Genomic DNA, 18,315 nt, shown 5'->3' with positions numbered 1-18,315 from the left:
CCAGTCTCATTTTGAATGTTGCGGCGCAAATCGTTCTGCGGTGCACTCTCGCGCATGTCTTCGGCAAAGAGATGAACGAGCAGCGTGCTTGTTGCAGGCTCGGACGCGTCAGTTCTGGCTAATGCGAAGCCCTTGTGGCCGGGAGCGTCGGGTCAATCATCCCGCCAAGAAACCGCCGTCTACGGCGACAACCGTTCCGGTCGCGTATTGCGAGGCCGGCATGCAGAGGAAGGCAACGGCGCCTGCAATGTCTTCCGGTTGCCCCCAGCGCTTGAACGCGGTGCGGTCGGCGATGCGCTGATAATGTGCGAGATCGGTGCGGCCGGCCGCGTTGATCGCCGTTTCGATATAGCCGGGCGCCACGGCATTGACGCGGATACCTTCCTCGGCCCATTTCAAGGCGAGCGCCTTGGTCAGCATCACGACGCCGCCTTTGCTGGCGCAGTAGGCGGGAATCCGCGGCAGCGCCAGCGTGGCATTCATCGAGGCGATGTTGACGATCGAGCCTCCTCTCTCGGCGAGCAGCGGACGGAACGCCATGCAGGTTCGGAACGTGCCGGTGAGATTGACGTCGAGCACCTTCATGAAGGTCTCGATTTCGAATTCCTTGTCGCGCGCGAGAATCCCGGCGCAGTTGATCAGCGCGTCGACGCGCTCGTGCTGTCGGGAGAAAGAGATGACAGCGTCGTCGTTCGTGACGTCGAGCGATGCGAGCGTGAGCCCGGTACGCGATTTCAGCAGGGTGCGCGCAAGATCGGTCTCGTTGGCACCTGTTGCAGTCACGGTTGCGCCGAGGTCGCAAAACTGGTTGCTGATTGCGGCGCCGATGTCGCCGGCCCCGCCGATCACCACGGCATGAAAGCCGGGGGCAAGAGAAAAGATTGAGCTCATCGCAAGGATCTCACTTCAGGATTTGGGAGGCGAAGCTGTCGATTCGCGGACTACCAGCGAAAAATCGATCTCTCGATGCATGATGGTTTGCTCGCCAGCGAGGCTGCGCACCAGATATTCTCCTGCGCGCTGCCAGGTTTCTCCGGTCGGAACATGGATCGTGGTCAGGCTCGGTCGCAAATGGCGGCTCCAGTCGAGGTCGTCGAAGCCGACGACTGATAGATCGCGCGGCACCGAAAAACCGCTGCGTTCAGCCTCGAGCAGGACGCCGTAGGCGATAACGTCGTTGCCGCACACCACGGCCGTTGGACGATCACTCAGATTGAGGAGATAGCGCGCCGCCTCGCGCGCGTCGTCCAGCGTATAGGGCACCTCGACGTGCCATTGCGGGGGGCGTTCGAGGCCGTTTTCCGCGAGCGCGCGGCGAAAGCCGGCGACGCGGGCGCTGGCGCGGTCGTTGTTGCGCTGGAGGGCCGAGACGATTCCGATGCGGCGATGGCCGAGTTCGATGACATGCGTGGCTGCGCGGTGCGCGGCAGCTTCATTGTCGGTTCCGACGCAGGGGTAGGGCCGGTCCGGCTGATAGATGCCGACATTGATGAAGGGCACTGCATTGTCCGCGAGCAGCTTGCGTAACCCGTCATGATGGCAGTCGCCGCGAAGCACGAGGCCATCGACACCGCGGCTGATCAGGTTGCGCGCTTGCTGTAATTCGACATCGAGATCATAGCCGCTGGTGGTGAGAAACAGCATGTATCCAACCGAGGAGAGATACTGCTGAAGCGAGGCGATACCGCGCGCGAACATCGTATTGTCGATCGTCGGCACGATCGCGCCCAGTGTGCGCGAGCGCCGCGACGACAGGATGCGCGCCGGCGCATGCGGGATGTAGCCGAGTGCCTCGATGGCCTGCGTGATGCGCGCGCGTAAAGAGGGACTTACCGCGTCGGGATTGTTGAGAACGCGCGAGACCGACGCGGTCGAGACGCCGGCGCGGGCCGCAACGGCGCGGATGCCCTGCTTCACAGATTTGGCATTCGTCAGTCTCATAAATGTAACGTTACATTGACATGGAGCGGCCGTTGGGTAGCGCAGATATTGTAAATCTGCCTTAGATTGTGCGGTTTGTCCATCGCTTGACAGGGCCGATGTGATGCTTAGGATGTAACCGTTTTCAGCTAATGTTCAAACAGATCGCGTTCAAAAAGGTCCGCCAGCTTAAGGCGGGCCAACCGGGAGGAGAGTTCGATGAAGGCCAGGATGCTCGTGACGCACGTCGCGTTGCCGGTTCTCGTTATTGCTGCCGCCAGTGCGCAGGCGCGCGCGGCCGATTTCGACTGGATGAAATTCAAGGGCAAGACGGTCACCTTTCTCGCCAACAACAATCCGGTCTCGCAGGCGCTGCTGACCTACAAGGCCGATTTCGAAAAGCTGACCGGCATGACGCTAAAGGTCGACGGCTATCAGGAACAGCAGATGCGCCAGCGTCTGATCACGGTCATGAATGCGAACAGCGACGAGGTCGACGTGTTCATGACGCTGCCCTCGCGTGAAGGCGAACAGTTCGCCGCGGCCGGTTGGTACGGGGATCTCACCGCGATGGCCAAGAACGATGTCGCCAGGGAATACGACCCGGCCGGGCTGAGCCAGGCCCTCCTGAAGGCTGCGACATTCGGCGGCAAGCTGACCAGCATGCCCATGAACATCGAAGGTCCGATCTTCTATTACCGCACCGACATCTTCAAGAAATGCGGCATCGAGGCGCCGAAAACCATCAAGGACGTCGAGGCCGCGGCCGAGAAGATCAAGACCTGCGACAGCGCGGTCACGCCGTTCGTCTCGCGCGGCCTCAAGCCTGCGATCGCTTACACCTTCAGCAATGTGCTGCACAATGTCGGCGGCAGCTACATCGCCGCCGGCAAGTCGAACCTCTGCTCGGCCAAGGGCAAGGAGGCACTCGACACCTATAGCCGGTTGCTGCGTGACTTTGGACCGCCCGGCGTCGTCAACTACAGCTTCCAGCAGATTTCCGCGCTCTACCGCAGCGGCCGCGCTGCGATGGCGTTTGAATCGTCGAATGAGTTGCGCACGGTGATGGAAGGCGGCGCGCGCCTCAAGGATACGGGGCTCTCGTCGTTCCCAGCGGGCGAGGCCGGGCAGGTGCCAACCACGATCGGCTGGGGCATGGCAGTGTCCTCGCACAGCAGGCAGCCGGACGCAGCCTGGTATTTCGTGCAATGGGCGACCAGCCCCGAGGTGCAGAAGAAGATGGCGCTCCAGGGCATCGCTCCGCCGCGCCCGTCCGTCGCCAAGGATCCTGAATATCGCAAGTGGATCGACGAAGAACCGGTGCGCAAGGAATGGCAGGCCGCGCTCGACGTGCTCGCCACCAAGGGCTCCTCCGAGGTCGGCTATCCCATCGTCGCCAACCCCGAGTCGCGCGAGTTCATCGGCCAAGCCGTGCAGGATCTCATCTTGAAGCAGAAGCCGATCGACCAGGCTTGTGCTGACGCCGACAAGGCGCTCGACGCGCTGATCGCACAGAAGTAACGGCCCGATGCCGGTCGGCTTCGTGCCGGCCGGAATCTCAACCGATCAAGGACACGGACGCATGTCTGATGCGGCTGCGACAATAACGCGGGACCGACAGCGACTGGAAATGTCGGCCCTCTCGGCGCCGGCCGTGATCTTCACGGTCGCGATGATCGCGTTTCCGGTCGTCTATACGATCTGGCTCGGCTTCCAGACTTTCTCCTCGACCGGCAAGCAATCCTTTGCCGGCCTCGCCAATTACTCCAAGCTGATCTCCGACTACGAATTCTGGCACGGGCTATGGATCACCATTGCGCTGTTCGTGCTGTCGCTGATGCTCCAACTCGTCTTCGGGGTCTGGCTCGCGCTGGTGCTGTTCCACGCCAAGCGCTTGCCCGGAATCGTGCGCTCGCTATTCATCTCGCCGTTCATGATGCCGCCGGTGGTGGCCGGCATGATGTGGCTGGTGATCCTCGATCCTTCGCTGGGTGCGGCCAACTATATCCTCCAGTCGTTAGGCCTGCCGCCATCCGACTGGCTGGCATCGCCGTCACTGGTCATTCCGACCATCGCACTGATCGACAGCTGGCAGTGGACTCCTTATGTCGCTTTGATCGTGCTGGGTGGCCTGCAATCCCTGCCACCGAGCGTCTACGAAGCCGCGCAAATCGACGGCGCAACTCCATTCAAGACGTTCCAGCGCATCACGCTGCCGCTGCTGCTGCCGACGATCGTCACCGCGGCGATCCTGCGCAGCGTCGATCTCCTGCGCTTCTTCGACATCATCTACATCACCACCCAGGGCGGCCCGGGCAACGCCTCGAACACGCTCAACATCTATGGCTTCCGGGTCGGCTTCGAATTCTTCAACATCGGCTATGCCAGCGCGCTGATGCTGACGCTGACAGCGATCGTGTTCGGCGCCGTGCTCGCCTTCAACCGCCTTCGCGGCGCCGTGGCATGGTGACACCATGACGGACGCAGTCAACACCGATCGCTGGATCCGGCGGCTCAATCTGGTGCAGCTCGTGCTGGCCGGAATCATCATCATGGCGCCCACGGTCTGGATGGTGCTGTCCTCGTTCAAGCCATCGTTCGAGGTGACGGCCTATCCGCCGACGTTGGTCTTTACGCCGACGCTGGATAACTATGTCGAGCTGACGAAGACCACGCCGTTCCTGAGCTATGCCCTCAACAGCCTCATCGTCACCGTCGGCTCGACTGCGCTCGGGCTGCTGTTCGGAATTCCCGCCGCTTTCGCCGTGTCCTGGACGCGGATTACGTGGCCGGCGATCCTGACGCTCGCGGCGCGCATGGCGCCCGGCACGCTGTTCCTGCTGCCGTGGTACGTCATGTTCAGGCAGGTCGGCATGATCGGATCGTACACGGCGCTGATCCTCAGCCACGCGGTCATCACGCTGCCGATCGTGATCTGGGTACTGCTGCCGTCGTTCGATGGTATCCCGCGCAGCATCTTCGAGGCGGCGCAGGTCGACGGATGCAGCGTTACGCGCATCCTTTGGCGTATCGCGCTGCCGCTGGTGGCATCCGGCGTCGCCGTCGCCGCGATCCTCGCCTTTGTATTCTCGTGGAACTACTTCCTGTTTGCGCTGGTGCTCTCGAATGGTGACACCAAGACGCTGATCGCGGCGGCCTTCAACTTCATCGGCGAAGGCTCGACGCAATGGGGCGCCCTCATGGCCGCGGCGACGTTGATCGCACTGCCGCCGCTGGTGCTGGCCGCCCTGGTTCAGCGCTGGCTGGTGTCTGGGCTGACGCTCGGTGCGGTGAAAGGTTAGGTATCTGATGAATTTGTCACCACGACCGAATTCGATCATGCAGGCGGCGGTCTTCCACGGCCACGACCGCATCACCATCGAGCGGGTGGCGATGCCTGACGTCGGGGCAGGCGAGCTCCTCGTGCGTGTCTCGCGCACCGCGCTGTGCGGTTCGGACTTCAAGCTCTGGCACAAGGGCGCCGAGTTCACCGCTGGCCACGAGATTTTCGGCGTCGTCGAGCAGCCCGGTCACCGCCTGCATGGCCGCCGTTGCGCCGTCTATATTCCCTTGCATTGCGATCACTGTGCCGCCTGCAAGCGCGGCGATACCCAGATGTGCCTCGAAGTCTCCAGCCTGATCGGTTGGAACAGGCCCGGCGGCTATGCCGAATATGTGCCGGTGCCGGAAAATTGCCTGCTTCCGGTGCCCGACGATATCGAGGACAGCCTCGCGCCGCTCCTGCTCGACACCATCGGCACGTCCGGCCACGCCGTGCGCTTTGTCAGCCGCGTGGTGCCGCCGGGCGAGGCGGGGCCGGTTCTCGTGATGGGAGCAGGGCCTGTCGGTCTCGGCGTCGTACTGGCGCTCCGTGCGCTCGGCTACGACGACATCCACATCGCCGATCCGAACGCGGCGCGCCTGAAGATCGCGCAATCGTTCGGTGCGAAGGCGCATCCGGTGGGCGATGCGTCAAAACGCTTTGCCCTCATCATGGAATGCTCCGGCGCGCATGCCGCGCGCAACCTCGGGATCGAACTCGTGCTGCCGCGGGGCGCGCTGGTGTTGGTCGGCGAGAACGCCGCGCCCTGGACTATCGAGGAAGGCAAGGTGTTCCGCCGCAAGGATTTTTACATGATCCGGACCTTCTATTTCCCGGTCTCGGACTTCGAGCCGAATGTCGAGTTGCTACGCAAGTACAAGGACGAGTACCGCGTGCTCGTCGATGGCGAGTTCGGCCTGTCGGCTCTGCCCGAGAATTTCGCGCGGTTCGCCAAGGGCGAGTTGATCAAGCCAGTTCTGGCGCTGGATTAAACGATCATGGCCTCGATATCGATCCGTAACCTCGTCAAGCGCTACGGCAATTTCACCGTGATCCCCGATCTCAATCTAGAGATCGCTGACCACGAATTCGTAGTGTTCGTCGGCCCGTCCGGCTGCGGCAAGTCGACCCTGCTGCGCATCATTGCGGGCCTCGAGCCGATTTCATCGGGAGACCTTTATATCGGCGACAAGCGCGTCAACGGCGTCCAGGCCGCGCGGCGCGACATTGCGATGGTGTTCCAGGACTACGCGCTCTATCCGCACATGCGCGTCTACGACAATATGTCGTTTGCGCTGGAGTTGCGGGGGACGCCGAAGGCGGAGATCGATGCGCGGGTGAAGCGCGCCGCCGCGCTTTTGCACATCGAGCCCTATCTCGACCGCAAGCCGAAAGAGCTCTCCGGTGGTCAGCGCCAGCGGGTCGCCATGGGCCGCGCGATCGTGCGCAATCCCAAGGCGTTCCTGTTCGACGAACCGCTGTCCAATCTCGACGCAAAACTGCGCGGGCAGGTGCGGGCGGAGATCAAGGCGCTGTCGCAGGAGCTCAAGACCACCATGGTCTTCGTGACCCATGACCAGATCGAAGCCATGACCATGGCGGACCGGATCGTCGTGCTCCAGAGCGGCACGATCCAGCAATATGACACGCCGGAGACGGTCTACGAGCGGCCGGCCAACCAGTTCGTGGCCGGCTTCATCGGCTCGCCCGCGATGAATTTCTTCGCCGTAGAATGGCGCGAGGAGCGTGCGATCCTTTCGCAAGGAGGAGCAACGCTGCCGTTGGATGGCGAGACCGCGGGCCGCCTGCGGCAGGCCGGCAGCGCTGTCGTCGGTGTTCGCCCTGAACATTTTGCCATTGCTCCCGATGCCGCCGACGGCATCGCCATCGACGTCAAGCTCGTCGAGCCGCTCGGCTCGGATACGCTGATCCATTTCGATCTCGCCGGCGTGTCGTCGATCGCGCGGGTCGATCCGTCCCTGCGGCCAAAGGTCGGCGATCGTCTCGGCCTGCGTCCGCAGGCGGGCAAGACCCATTTGTTCGATGCGACCAACGGGCAGGTCTTGCGGTGAGCGCGTCGGCGAACATCGGAGATATGTCGGCGCTGGCGGACGTGGCGTCCGGGGCCCGGCCTGTGCAGGTGGTCTGCCTGGGATTGTCCGCGCTCGACCAGGTCTGGCGCGTCGATCGTCTGTTCGCGGGTGGAAGCGAGAAGATCAAGGCCGCCGGCTACGGCACGCTTGGCGGAGGCATGGCTGCCAATGCGTCAGTCGCGGTGGCAAAGCTCGGCGCTTGCGTCGCGTTCTGGGGCCGGGCAGGCAATGATGCCGCGGGCGCGGAGATGCGCTCGGCCTTTGTTGCCGAAGGCGTCGATGTCGATAATTTCCGGCTGTTTCCCGATGGCCGCTCCTCCGTCTCCGGAATCATCGTCGATCGCTCGGGTGAGCGGCAGATCGTCAACTTCCGTGGCCTGTTCCCGGAAGCTGCGGATTGGCTTCCGCTCGAAGCGGTCGCCCGCACATCCTCCGTGCTGGCCGATCCGCGCTGGGTCGAAGGTGCCGCGACGTTGTTCCGTGAAGCCCGCGCGCGCGGCATTCCCGCGGTGCTTGACGGCGACGTGGCCGATGCCGACGTATTCGAGCGGCTGCTGCCCTTGACCGACCACGCGATCTTCTCCGAACCCGCGCTCACATCCTTTGCCGGCTCGGCTGGAGATGAATCTCTTGCCTCGCTCGCGCGCTTCGGCTGCCGTGTCATCGCCGTCACGCGCGGTGATGCGGGCGTGAGCTGGTACGAGAATGGCCAACTGCACCAGCAGGCCGCGTTTGCGGTCGATGTCGTCGACACCACCGGCGCGGGCGACGTCTTCCACGGCGCCTATGCGCTTGCGATCGGCGTCGGCCTCGATGTGCGCGCCGCCATGGCGTTTTCGGCAGCGACAGCTGCGATGAAATGCCGCCACGCCGGCGGCCGCAACGGAATCCCCACCATCAACGAGTGTCTTGCATTCATGAGGACGAAGCCATGAGAACGATTGGAAAGAACCGCGGCCTGGCACGGCTCGCAGACGCGGATGGCCACTTTCGCATGGTCGCGCTGGATCAGCGGCCGCCACTTTTCGATGCTATCGCGAAAGCAAGAGGCATCGCGCGGGATCAGGTCGAATATTCCGACGTGACGGCGGCCAAGCGTCTCCTGGTCGAGAACCTCGCGCCGCATTGCAGCTCGATGCTGTTCGACCCAAATTTCGCGGTGCCTGCCGCGATCGATCTGCTGCCGCCGCGCTGCGGCCTGATCATGACGCTGGAAGAGCATCGCGTCGAAGAAACCGCAGGCGGTCGCAAGTCACGCGCAATCACCAACTGGAGCGTGGAGAAAATCCGTGCCATGGGGAGCGATGCCGTCAAGGTGCTGGCCTGGTACCGGCCGGATGCCGATGCGGCGGTGAACGAACATCAGAAGCGGTTTGTCCGCGAGATCGGCGAGGACTGCGCCCGCCACGACATTCCCTATGTCCTCGAACTGCTTGTCTATCCGTTCCTCGGCAGCGCCAATCACACCGCTGATTACGTGGAGTCGCCGGGCAAGCTGCCGGGCCTCGTCATCGACAGCGTCCGCGAGTTTGCCAAGCCGGAATACTGCGTCGATCTCCTCAAGCTGGAGAGCCCGCTGGCGGCCAATAGCCTGCCGGCCCGCGACGGCAGTGCGCAAGCGAAAGTCGCGCAGAAGGAATTCGATTCGATCGGCGATATCTGCCGCGAGCGCAACATCCCCTGGGTGCTGCTGTCGGGTGGCGCTGCGCCCGAAAAGTTCGAGCGCGTCCTCGACTTCGCCTATGCTGCAGGCGCCGGCGGCTTCCTCGCCGGCCGCACCATCTGGCTCGATGCCGTCCTGAAGAATTTTCCGGATCGCGCGGCGGTGTCGGCAAGCCTGCGCAACGATGGCCTCAACGTGCTCGAACGACTCAGTGAACTGACTACGGCCAAAGGCACGCCGTGGAAGGCGCGCTTTCCTGTGTTCACTGATATCAAGCAGGAAGGTGACTTCGCGCGCGCCTATTGAGAGGGTGGCAGTTCAGCGTGGTCCGATCTCGCTCGCAGGATCTGCAACATGACGACTGACAGCTTCACCATCCGCTCGATCGAGGCGTTCTGCTATCGCTATCCGTTGGCGACGCCGGTGGTGACGTCGTTCGGAAAAATGCTCAACCGCCCCGCCGTCTTCGTTCGTGCTGTCGACGAAGACGGCGTCGAGGGGTGGGGCGAAGCCTGGTCCAACTTCCCCGCACCGGGGGCGGAGCATCGCGCACGGCTCGTCAACGAGGTGCTCGCGCCCGGCCTCGTAGGGCGCAAGTTCGATAGTCCCGCGCTGGCATTCGAGGTCCTGACCAAGGGCACCGAGGTGCTTGCGCTTCAATGCGGCGAGCCCGGCCCGTTCGCGCAGGCGATTTCGGGCATCGATCTCGCTCTGTGGGATCTCTCCGCGCGTCGGCAGCGCTTGCCACTGTGGCGGCTTCTCGGCGGGCAGTCGCGCAGGATCAAGGTCTATGCCAGCGGCATCAATCCCGGCGGCGCCGCGCAAACAGCCGAAGCCGCCCTCAAGCGCGGCCATCGCGCGTTGAAGCTGAAGGTCGGGTTCGGAGCCGAGACCGATTTCGCCAATCTGGCTGCACTGCGCGCGATCGTTGGTGCCGGCATGCTCGCCACAGATGCCAATCAAGGCTGGTCAGTCACGCAGGCGCTGGAGATGATGCCGCGCCTTGCCGAATTTGATTTGCGTTGGTTGGAAGAGCCCATCAGGGCCGATCGGCCGCGCGAGGAGTGGCACAAGCTGCGCGCCGAGGCGAAGATGCCGATTGCCGCCGGCGAAAACATTTCGAGCGTCGAAGGCTTCAAGGAGGCCCTGGCCGAAGACGTGCTCGGTGTGATCCAACCCGATATCGCGAAGTGGGGCGGGCTCAGCGCCTGCGCTGGACTGGCTCGCGACATTCTGAAGGCGGGCAAGACCTTTTGTCCGCACTATCTCGGCGGCGGCCTCGGCTTGCTTGCGTCCGCACATGTTCTCGCCGGTATCGGTGGCGATGGCTGGCTGGAAGTCGATGCCAATGACAACCCGTTGCGCGATCTGTTTTGTGGCCCGATCCTCAATGTGAGGGAGGGCACGGTTGAATTGGACCAGGATCCGGGGCTCGGCATAATGCCTGATCTTTCATATATCGAACGCTATCGCAGCATTTAGACTTGCGGGCGATCTGTCGGCCTTCTGGCCACTGTGGATCACTCTTGATTGAGCTCGATTTCTTTGGCCACGATTTCGAGGCGTGGAAAGCGAGCAATGAGGCCCAGGGGCTTCCAGGTGAGTAGGCGATCCTCACGGAGGGTGCCCGTAGGCGCAGATGCTCGATGCTTGCGGACCGGTCGATCCGATTAGAACCAGCGCCAGCCGCAAACACGGCGGCCGCGATGCCACCAGCAAACCCATCGGCGCCGACGCCGGCGCGGCGGAGGCCCCCAACCGGGACCCCACTGTGCTTCAGTCACGAAGTCGGGCCGCTTATCGGCAGGTCCGGGGTTGGACGCGACCGGCATCGCCTCCGCTGTGCCGATGAAGCGAAGTGCAATCGCGCCAACCGCGCCAGCGGCGACGGCGTTCTGGGCGAGACCGAGGAAATCGCGACGGGTGGGAGCGTTCATGGTTTTCTCCTCTTCGGGTTAGGTTAAGCGGCTCTCCGCGGGGATTGCAGCGCGTAGAGCAGCCAAGCGAGCCCGTGCGAAATCAGATCGACTCCCAGCAGGAATCCAAGCGCCCAGACGCTGATGGATGGGAAGCCAAACACGATCAGGAAGCCGGCGAGCAGCCCGATGACGCCAGAAGCCAGCATCAGCCAGCCACCCTGTCGCCAATGTGCAAAGCTCAGCACGCACCGGATGATGCCCGATGCCAACAGAACCGCGCCCAGCAGGGAGGTCAGGATGAGGGCACCGGCCGCCGGCTGCATGAGCAGCAGCAACCCGAACGCGAGATAGAGCGCGCCGAGCAGGATCTGCCACAGGAATCCGCCCCATCCCTTTGTCCAGAAGGCGTGGATGATCTCGAATGCACCGGCAAGGATTGCGGTAAGCCCGATCAGCTTGACGCTGATGATCGTTGCGAAGACGATGTCGCCCAGCGCCAAAATGCCGGCCGCGATCATCACGACGCCAAGGAGCGCGCATGTCCACCGGGATGGAGAACTAAAGGTCTTTACCTGGGGGCTGCTATCGTAGGTGGCCACGTCATCCTCCCGCATTCCGGCGGCCAATCAAGTTGGCGCCACGGAAACGCTAGTCGCCGCCGCGCAACATCGACATCCGATGAAACCCTGAATGTGACGGCGGGAATATTCGCCGTGTCCCGAAGCCTGCCGGAAAGTGCTTCCCGGCGTTCTGGACGCGCGGGTCAGGTGGTTCGCGCCGGAACCGATCGTGCCTTCAGGCGCTCGCGCAGGCGCTGGAATGTCACATAGAGCATTGGCACCATAAAGATTCCGATCGAGCTTGCGCCGAGCATGCCGGCAAAGACGGCGGTCCCGACCGCCCTGCGGCTCAGTTCAGCGGCGCCGGTTGCGAGCACCAGCGGCAGCAGCCCGAGAATGAAGGCAACCGAAGTCATCATGACCGCGCGGAACCGCATATGCGCCCCCTCGATCGCGGCCTCCGCAAGTTCCGTCCCGGCTTCTCGTCGTTCCTTCGCGAATTCCACGATCAGGATGCCGTTCTTGGCGGCAAGCGCGATCAGCACCACGAGGCCAATCTGGCCATACAGATCGAGATCGAGGCCGGCGATTTTGATCCCGATATAGGAGCCGAGCACGCCGACAACGACGGACAGCAGCACCGGGATCGGGATCACCGTGCTCTCATAGAGCGCCACCAGGAACAGATAGGCGAACAGCACGGCCAGCGCGAGCACCGCTCCGGTTTGTCCTGAAGCCTGTTGCTCCTGATAGGCGGTGCCGGTCCACTCGAAACTGTAGCCCGCGGGCAGTACGGCATTGGAGACCTCCGCCATGGCCGCTATCGCGGTGCCCGACGAGACGCCTGGCGCCGGGCTGCCATTCACCGTCACTGAGCGATAATTGTTGTAGCGGGTGATGACCTGAGGCCCGGTTACGATCTTGATGCTGGCGAGCGACCGCATCGGAACCATCTGACCGGTACCGTTGCGCACATAGATGCGCCAGATATCGGAAATGTCGGCGCGGTCGAGCGCCTCGCCCTGCACGTTGACCTGCCAGGTGCGTCCATAGAGGTTGAAGTTGTTGACGTAGATGCCGCCCAGCGTCGCCTGAAGGGCGGTGAAGATATCGCTGATGGTCACGCCGAGCGCCTGCGCCTTGCGGCGATCAATGTCGAGATAGATCGATGGATTGGTCGCGGTGAAGGTCGAGAACACGCGCGTCAGTCGTGGATCGGCATTGGCCGCTCCGATCAACGCACTCGTGACACTGGAAATCGCGGCTGGGTCCTGTCCTTCCAGCGCCTGGAGCTGGTATTCGAACCCGCCTGAGGTCGAGAGTCCGATGATCGGCGGCATGTTGAACGGTAGCACATTGGCCTGCCGGATTTGCGCGCCGGCTGCGTAAGTCTGCCGGATCAACGCCTGCACCGAATCCGCGGCCGCCTTGCGATCGGCAAACGGCTTGAGGCGCGTCACCACCAGCGCATTGTTGGGCTCGGACGCCCCGTCGAGCAGGGAGAAACCTATGATGGCCAAGACGTGGTCGACCGCAGGCATCTGCGTCAGGACTCGCTCGATCTGTCCGGTGACCTCGCTGGTCCGCGCGACAGACGCGCCGTCCGGCAGCTGTATCGAGGTGAAGAAGGCGCCCTGGTCTTCCTCGGGAAGGAACCCTGTCGGAGTCAGGTGCGACATCCCGAAAATGCCGGCCGCGAACATTGCGGCGAGTATGAGCGAGAGGCTTGCCACGCGCAGTAGACGTCGTACACCGCCGCTGTAGCGGTCGCGAATCCAGTCGATGCCGTCAAGAACGCGTCCGATCACGCCGCGCCGCGGTCCGGTATGCCGTAGGATGAGCGCACACAAAGCGGGCGACAGGGTCAGCGCATTGAGCGCCGAGATTATCATGGCGGCGCTGATCGTCACCGCAAACTGCCGAAACAACGTGCCGGAAATGCCGGGAATGAAGGCGATCGGAACGAAGACGGAGAGCAGCACCAGCGTGATCGCAACAATCGGCGCCGTGATCTGCCTCATGGCCTTCTTGCTGGCCTCGGCCGGCGAAATATCCGGTTCTTCCTCCATCACACGCTCGACGTTCTCCACTACGACGATGGCGTCATCCACGACGATGCCGATGGCGAGCACCATTGCGAGCAGCGACACCGTATTCGCTGAATAGCCGAGCATCAGCAACACGGCGAAGGTGCCGACCAGGCTGACCGGCACGGCAACGGCCGGTATCACCGTCGCGCGAAGATTGCCGAGGAACAGATAAACCACGATCACGACAAGGACGAATGCCTCGCCCAGCGTCCGCAGAACTTCCGAGATCGTATCTCGTACGAAGCTTGTGGAATCGTACTGCACGAGATAGCTCAACCCCATCGGGAATCGCTTGGACAGCCGCTGCATCGTGGCTGCGACCGCCTGCGCGGTCGTTACGGCATTGGCGCCCGGCGCCAGATAGATCGCGAGAGGCACCGCGGCGCGCCCGTCGATCCTCGCTTCGCTGTCAAGGTTCTGCGCGCCCATCTCGACCCGGGCGACGTCCTTGACGAGCAGCGTCGAACCGTCCGGGTTGGCGCGCAGCACGATATTAGCGAACTGGTCGACCGTTGCGAGCCGCCCCAGGGTCTGCACGTTGAACTGGAATTGCTGGTCGTCGCTGATCGGACGCGCACCGATGCGGCCGACCGGCGCCTGGACGCTCTGCGTGCGAATTGCTGCGATCACGTCCGAGGGCGTGAGATTGAGGCTGGTCAGCCGCTGCGTATCGAACCAGATCCGCATCGAGTAATTCATCTTGGCGAACAGGTGAGCCTGGCCGACGCCGGGTGTGCTGGAGATCGCGTCGAGCACGTTGATGATCGCGTAATTGGTGATGAACAGCGGGTCCTGCTGACCTTCGGCGCTGTACAGCACCAGAAATTGCAGGATCGCCGACGATTTCTTCTGCACCGTCACGCCCTGCTGCTGTACCTCAGTGGGCAATTGCGACAGCGCGCTCTGCACGCGGTTGTTGACGTTGACGGTGTTGATATCGGGGTCGGTGCCGAGCGCAAACGACACCGTCAGGGTGTAGCTGCCGTCGTTGCCGCTGGTCGATTTCATGTAGAGCGCCCGATCGACACCGATCACTTGCGCTTCGAGGGGCTGAGCGACGCTGGTCTCCACGACCTCGGCAGACGCGCCGGGAAAGGTGCCGGCGACCGTGACCTGCGGCGGCACGATGTCCGGAAACTGCGCCACCGGGATCCGCGTCAGCGCGAGCGCGCCTGCGATGGTGATAATGAAGGCAAGGACCATCGCAAGTCGCGGGCGATCAATGAAGACGGCGGACATCATGGCTTTTTGTCCTCCGGGCGCGTGGCGGTCGAGTTGCCACGGTCTGGCAACGAGGGTGCGTCGCTTGCGCCGGCCTTCATGCTCGACTGGATCAGCGCACTGGCCGGACCCGGCGAAACCGCCTGACCCGCACGAGCCCTTTGCAGGCCTTCGACGATGACTTTGTCGCCGGCGGCGAGGCCATTGATGACGGAAGCGATGGTGGGCGTCGACTGCCCAAGCTGGATACGGCGTTGTTCGGCCTTGTCGCCGGTGGCGACGATGAGAACGTAGTCGCCCTGCTGATCGGACAGCACGGCCGAACGCGGGACCGCCAACACCTCGATGGGCTGGATACCTTCCAGCACGACCGTAACGAATTCGCCGTCGGTCAGTTCGTGGACGGTCACGCCCGCGACGGACGGCGCGCGCAGGATCGGGTTGTCGATCTCGCCGCGCACGGTGATCGTGTCGGTATTCTGGGCGATCGTGTTGTCGACAAAGTTCAGCTTGCCGGACTTGCCATACATGCGGCCATTGGGCAGTCGCAGCCGGATCATCACGGCTTCCAGACCCCCTTGCGGTCCATAACGTTCGCGCAGTTCGAGTGCCTGACGCAGCGGCACCGGGAAGGTGACGTAAATCGGATCCTGGCTGACGATCGTGGTCAGCACGCCCGAGCTTGGACCGACGACATTGCCTTCGGTCACGGCTGTGCGTCCGATCTTGCCGTCGATCGGCGCGCTGATCATGGTGTAGTCGAGGTTGATCTGGGACGCATTGACTTGTGCTTGTGCGGCCTGGACCTGGGCTTCCAGGCTGCGCTCGTTGGCGATCGCTGCGTCGTAGGTCGATTGCTGACCGGCTGGCCCACTGAGCAGCGTACGCGCGCGCTCGGTCGTCTGCTTGGCGTTCTCGAGTATCGCCTGGAGCTGGGCCACCTGCGCCTGCTTTGACGCAAGATCGGCCTCGAACGGGCCGTGCTCGAGCCGGTAGAGCGGGGCGCCCTTTTTGAGCTCGGCACCGTCGACGAACAGTCGCTGTTCCAGAAACGCGGTGACGCGAGCCACGATATTGACGCGATTGACCGCCTCGATCCGCCCAAGAAATTCGCTGCTCTCGGTGATCGGTCGCTTGATCGCTTCGACGATGCCGACAGCAGGCGGAGCGCTGGAGGCTGGCTGTGCTAAGGCCATGCCGCCAGCGATGAATGTCAGGAAACTCGCCGCCAGCATCCTGACCGAAATTTCCGCAATATCCATTGTCCGCTCCCGGCTCCAGGGCTTGGGACAAGCTGCTATCGCTGTCCGCGCGGGCCGAGTGTCAGGTTCGTAATCCCCGCCGCAAGGTTCAATCCGATTGATCGCTCGATCGACAGCGGCTGGAGCGCAATCGTCCGGCGAGAGCCTCCAATGAGAACGTTTGCTCCGAGCCCGGGACCGAACGCGACATTGCCGCTCGCGCCCACGTAGCTCCCCCGCAGCGTGCCGGGGCCGACGCGCGAGTTCCTGGCGAAGACGGCCCATGAGAGGCTTCCGGCGCTGGTCACGCCGATGTCGAGACCAACCCGCCTGATCCGCCCGTCGTAGACGTACTGCCGAGTCGGGCGTGTGGTCGTGAATACGCAACGAAGCTCCTGCGCGGAGCCAAGCACCAGCCCAACGCGTGGTGTGCTGGCGCATATAAGCCGGCCGACTCGGAACGTTTCCGCGCGCGCGGGTAGGGCGTCGGCGCACATCAAAGCGGATCCGCAGATGATTGCGAGAAGCAGGTTAATGCGCATTCAGGCCTCCGTTTGGCTTCCAGTGTTGTCGGGCAAGCTCGCTGGGCTGCGGTCCTGACGAAGCCAGAACGTGATACCGAGGCCGATCAGCAGGACGGCGCCCAACAGGAAGAAGATGATGGACTGCTGCAACCAGGATATCGCCGGAACCGTGATGCCCATCGCAAGGCCGAGGAAGGCGATCTGGGCGGACTGGAGACTGACGCCGGCGAGGAATGTCCCGAGCGCGAGCAAGGTAAGGAGAACCAGGCTTGTCGCCGGCGTCGGCAGCAACTGCTGAACTCCGGATACCAGCATGATGTTCATCGCGACCAGAACGGCGACCCAATGTAGCGCCTGGGTCCAGATTAGCCGCCAGCGCTCCTCCCTGCCGTCGACCTCGGGCCACTTGTTGATGACGCAGACTACGCCGATGGCAAGAGCAAGGAATTCCCAATAGCCGACGAGAGGCTGATGCGAAGCATTGGTGTAGGCGACGCCCGCAATGGCGAGCACAAGCGCGACGATGTAGGGCAGCTGCTGCCACAGCAAGCGGGTCATCCCCGGATGTGTTGACGGCGGACCCGTTGCGGCGTTCCGTTCAGCTTCGAGCTCGCTCATGCGGCACCTCAGGATCGTCCCTTGTTGACCACCAGCGGGGGATCGCCGAGATAGTCCTCGACGTAGAACCTGATGATCGCGACCCGGCCGACCGCGACGAGTGGCATGGCGAGCGCGATGCCCATGACACCGAACATGGCGCCCAGCAGCACGATCGCCACCAAAGTCCAGGCCGGGGGGATTTCGACGGCTTGGCGCTGGATCAGGGGGCCGATCACGTATCCTTCGATCGACTGGATCAGGGTATACACCACGACGGCCCAGATCAGCGGCGATCCTCCGAGCGGCATAGCGACGAGCGCGATCGGAATCGCGGCGACGATCGGCCCGAGATACGGGACGAAGTTCGATAAGCCCGCCTGCAAACCAAGCAGGAAGGGACCAGGCAGCCCGATCCAGTAGAGTGCGATCCAGACGCACAGCGTCATCAGGACAATGCGGATAAGTTGTCCTACGAACCAGAGCCGCAGGACGCTTCCCGTCTGGTCCATCACGCCGCGCATCCGTGCGCGATAGGACGGCTTCGCGAGTATGACGAGACTTTCGCGGTGGCTATCGGGATCGAAGGCGAAGAGGATGCCCAGGAACAGGATCACCAGCACGCCAGTCAGGAAGCTCGACGCCCCGCCAAGGACGAATTGGGCGTGCTTGAAGAACCGCCCTTGGTCGGAGACCAGCCATTGCGTGAAATCCCGGCCCCATTCGGGACCGAGCAGATCGACGCCATAGGTCAGAAGATGCTGCTGCAGGACGTCAAATTGGGTGTCCATGACCTTCAGCAGAAGACGAGTTTGCTCCGGAAGCTTGCCGGCTCCCCACACGAGGCCAAGTCCGACCGCCGCAGTGAGCAGCAGCAGCACCAAGGTCAGGCGCCAGATGCGACCGAGGCGGACGACAGGCGCAATCGCCCTTGCGGCGGCATCCAGAAGCGCTGCAAACAGCACGCCCGCGAAGATGATGAGCAGGCTCGAGACGGTTTTCCAGATCAAAAAGAGGGCCACGCTTACGCCGAGCAGAGCGAGACCCGTTGCGAGAATGCTGCGCGGGCCGTGTTCGATCGCCGGCGTCGTGCGGATCGCGCTCTCGTGGAGTTGCTCTTGTCCGGACGTCACGTCGCTCATCGGGGGAACTCGGGGATTGCAGC

At 63.2% G+C, this 18,315-nt stretch carries 17 protein-coding genes; 8 read left to right on the top strand and 9 right to left on the bottom strand.

Going from position 1 to position 18,315, the window contains the following annotated elements; genetic code table 11:
• Positions 1 to 156: 156 nt before the first annotated feature.
• Together ABIB06_RS03080 and ABIB06_RS03075 are read right to left on the bottom strand one after the other, a co-directional pair.
• Positions 157 to 891 (bottom strand): SDR family NAD(P)-dependent oxidoreductase, encoded by a 735-nt coding sequence (locus ABIB06_RS03080; RefSeq protein ID WP_354044046.1) that lies wholly within the window; start codon positions 889 to 891, stop codon positions 157 to 159.
• Between the two features lie 15 nt (positions 892 to 906).
• A complete protein-coding gene (locus ABIB06_RS03075; RefSeq protein WP_354044043.1) occupies positions 907 to 1,941 on the bottom strand; it encodes a LacI family DNA-binding transcriptional regulator in 1,035 nt (344 codons plus the stop codon).
• 198 nt (positions 1,942 to 2,139) lie between these two features.
• Between ABIB06_RS03075 and ABIB06_RS03070 the strand changes: the two genes are divergently transcribed.
• The 8 genes from ABIB06_RS03070 (at position 2,140) to ABIB06_RS03035 (ending at position 10,480) form a co-directional block, all read left to right on the top strand.
• The gene (locus ABIB06_RS03070; RefSeq protein ID WP_354068453.1) at positions 2,140 to 3,441 is read left to right on the top strand and encodes an ABC transporter substrate-binding protein; all 1,302 of its coding nucleotides are present in this window, start codon (positions 2,140 to 2,142) and stop codon (positions 3,439 to 3,441) included.
• A 109-nt stretch (positions 3,442 to 3,550) separates the two neighbouring features.
• On the top strand, positions 3,551 to 4,390 hold the full coding sequence (locus tag ABIB06_RS03065; RefSeq protein WP_247444856.1) for a carbohydrate ABC transporter permease: 840 nt from the start codon (positions 3,551 to 3,553) through the stop codon (positions 4,388 to 4,390).
• Between the two features lie 4 nt (positions 4,391 to 4,394).
• A complete protein-coding gene (locus ABIB06_RS03060; RefSeq protein WP_354044033.1) occupies positions 4,395 to 5,222 on the top strand; it encodes a carbohydrate ABC transporter permease in 828 nt (275 codons plus the stop codon).
• Positions 5,223 to 5,229: 7 nt separating this feature from the next.
• On the top strand, positions 5,230 to 6,234 hold the full coding sequence (locus ABIB06_RS03055; RefSeq protein WP_354044029.1) for a zinc-dependent alcohol dehydrogenase family protein: 1,005 nt from the start codon (positions 5,230 to 5,232) through the stop codon (positions 6,232 to 6,234).
• Between the two features lie 6 nt (positions 6,235 to 6,240).
• Positions 6,241 to 7,314, top strand: coding sequence for an ABC transporter ATP-binding protein (locus ABIB06_RS03050; protein ID WP_354044026.1), 1,074 nt, complete (start codon positions 6,241 to 6,243; stop codon positions 7,312 to 7,314).
• Entirely contained in the window at positions 7,311 to 8,270 is a 960-nt protein-coding gene (locus ABIB06_RS03045; RefSeq protein WP_354044022.1) for a sugar kinase, read from the top strand. The genes ABIB06_RS03050 and ABIB06_RS03045 overlap by 4 nt, the downstream gene beginning before the upstream one ends.
• The gene (locus ABIB06_RS03040; protein WP_354044019.1) at positions 8,267 to 9,304 is read left to right on the top strand and encodes a tagatose 1,6-diphosphate aldolase; all 1,038 of its coding nucleotides are present in this window, start codon (positions 8,267 to 8,269) and stop codon (positions 9,302 to 9,304) included. Before ABIB06_RS03045 ends, ABIB06_RS03040 begins: the two co-directional genes overlap by 4 nt.
• 48 nt (positions 9,305 to 9,352) lie before the next feature.
• Entirely contained in the window at positions 9,353 to 10,480 is a 1,128-nt protein-coding gene (locus ABIB06_RS03035) for a mandelate racemase/muconate lactonizing enzyme family protein (RefSeq protein WP_354044016.1), read from the top strand.
• Between the two features lie 188 nt (positions 10,481 to 10,668).
• Here ABIB06_RS03035 and ABIB06_RS03030 read toward each other — a convergent pair whose 3' ends face one another.
• The 7 genes from ABIB06_RS03030 to ABIB06_RS03000 form a co-directional block, all read right to left on the bottom strand.
• Entirely contained in the window at positions 10,669 to 10,935 is a 267-nt protein-coding gene (locus ABIB06_RS03030) for a twin-arginine translocation signal domain-containing protein (RefSeq protein ID WP_247444849.1), read from the bottom strand.
• A gap of 23 nt (positions 10,936 to 10,958) precedes the next feature.
• Positions 10,959 to 11,531: an HdeD family acid-resistance protein gene (locus ABIB06_RS03025; RefSeq protein WP_354044012.1), complete on the bottom strand. Its 573-nt coding sequence runs from the start codon at positions 11,529 to 11,531 to the stop codon at positions 10,959 to 10,961.
• 149 nt (positions 11,532 to 11,680) lie between these two features.
• The gene (locus tag ABIB06_RS03020; RefSeq protein WP_354044009.1) at positions 11,681 to 14,809 is read right to left on the bottom strand and encodes an efflux RND transporter permease subunit; all 3,129 of its coding nucleotides are present in this window, start codon (positions 14,807 to 14,809) and stop codon (positions 11,681 to 11,683) included.
• Positions 14,806 to 16,050 carry an efflux RND transporter periplasmic adaptor subunit gene (locus ABIB06_RS03015; protein WP_354068455.1) on the bottom strand — a complete coding sequence of 415 codons (1,245 nt, stop codon included), beginning with the start codon at positions 16,048 to 16,050 and terminating at the stop codon, positions 14,806 to 14,808. Before ABIB06_RS03015 ends, ABIB06_RS03020 begins: the two co-directional genes overlap by 4 nt.
• A 35-nt stretch (positions 16,051 to 16,085) precedes the next feature.
• Entirely contained in the window at positions 16,086 to 16,571 is a 486-nt protein-coding gene (locus ABIB06_RS03010; protein ID WP_354044005.1) for a DUF992 domain-containing protein, read from the bottom strand.
• The gene (locus ABIB06_RS03005) at positions 16,572 to 17,171 is read right to left on the bottom strand and encodes a hypothetical protein (RefSeq protein ID WP_354044002.1); all 600 of its coding nucleotides are present in this window, start codon (positions 17,169 to 17,171) and stop codon (positions 16,572 to 16,574) included. It lies immediately after the preceding gene.
• 8 nt (positions 17,172 to 17,179) lie between these two features.
• Positions 17,180 to 18,292, bottom strand: coding sequence for an AI-2E family transporter (locus ABIB06_RS03000; protein WP_354043999.1), 1,113 nt, complete (start codon positions 18,290 to 18,292; stop codon positions 17,180 to 17,182).
• Positions 18,293 to 18,315 lie beyond the last annotated feature (23 nt).

It is taken from the genome of Bradyrhizobium sp. LB8.2, assembly GCF_040548035.1.
GTDB lineage: Bacteria > Pseudomonadota > Alphaproteobacteria > Rhizobiales > Xanthobacteraceae > Bradyrhizobium.
Note: the sequence above shows the minus strand (reverse complement) of the source record. Positions and strands in the feature narration are given on the sequence as shown.

Excerpts from the sequence above, each read along its gene's own strand:
- ABIB06_RS03015 (WP_354068455.1), bottom strand. The coding sequence starts at position 16,050 with ATGGATATTGCGGAAATTTCGGTCAGGATGCTGGCGGCGAGTTTCCTG.
- ABIB06_RS03000 (WP_354043999.1), bottom strand. The coding sequence starts at position 18,292 with ATGAGCGACGTGACGTCCGGACAAGAGCAACTCCACGAGAGCGCGATC.
- ABIB06_RS03030 (WP_247444849.1), bottom strand. The coding sequence starts at position 10,935 with ATGAACGCTCCCACCCGTCGCGATTTCCTCGGTCTCGCCCAGAACGCC.
- ABIB06_RS03065 (WP_247444856.1), top strand. The coding sequence starts at position 3,551 with ATGTCGGCCCTCTCGGCGCCGGCCGTGATCTTCACGGTCGCGATGATC.
- ABIB06_RS03080 (WP_354044046.1), bottom strand. The coding sequence starts at position 891 with ATGAGCTCAATCTTTTCTCTTGCCCCCGGCTTTCATGCCGTGGTGATC.
- ABIB06_RS03005 (WP_354044002.1), bottom strand. The coding sequence starts at position 17,171 with ATGAGCGAGCTCGAAGCTGAACGGAACGCCGCAACGGGTCCGCCGTCA.
- ABIB06_RS03020 (WP_354044009.1), bottom strand. The coding sequence starts at position 14,809 with ATGATGTCCGCCGTCTTCATTGATCGCCCGCGACTTGCGATGGTCCTT.
- ABIB06_RS03055 (WP_354044029.1), top strand. The coding sequence starts at position 5,230 with ATGAATTTGTCACCACGACCGAATTCGATCATGCAGGCGGCGGTCTTC.
- ABIB06_RS03070 (WP_354068453.1), top strand. The coding sequence starts at position 2,140 with ATGAAGGCCAGGATGCTCGTGACGCACGTCGCGTTGCCGGTTCTCGTT.
- ABIB06_RS03040 (WP_354044019.1), top strand. The coding sequence starts at position 8,267 with ATGAGAACGATTGGAAAGAACCGCGGCCTGGCACGGCTCGCAGACGCG.
- ABIB06_RS03075 (WP_354044043.1), bottom strand. The coding sequence starts at position 1,941 with ATGAGACTGACGAATGCCAAATCTGTGAAGCAGGGCATCCGCGCCGTT.
- ABIB06_RS03050 (WP_354044026.1), top strand. The coding sequence starts at position 6,241 with ATGGCCTCGATATCGATCCGTAACCTCGTCAAGCGCTACGGCAATTTC.
- ABIB06_RS03010 (WP_354044005.1), bottom strand. The coding sequence starts at position 16,571 with ATGCGCATTAACCTGCTTCTCGCAATCATCTGCGGATCCGCTTTGATG.
- ABIB06_RS03025 (WP_354044012.1), bottom strand. The coding sequence starts at position 11,531 with ATGCGGGAGGATGACGTGGCCACCTACGATAGCAGCCCCCAGGTAAAG.
- ABIB06_RS03035 (WP_354044016.1), top strand. The coding sequence starts at position 9,353 with ATGACGACTGACAGCTTCACCATCCGCTCGATCGAGGCGTTCTGCTAT.
- ABIB06_RS03060 (WP_354044033.1), top strand. The coding sequence starts at position 4,395 with ATGACGGACGCAGTCAACACCGATCGCTGGATCCGGCGGCTCAATCTG.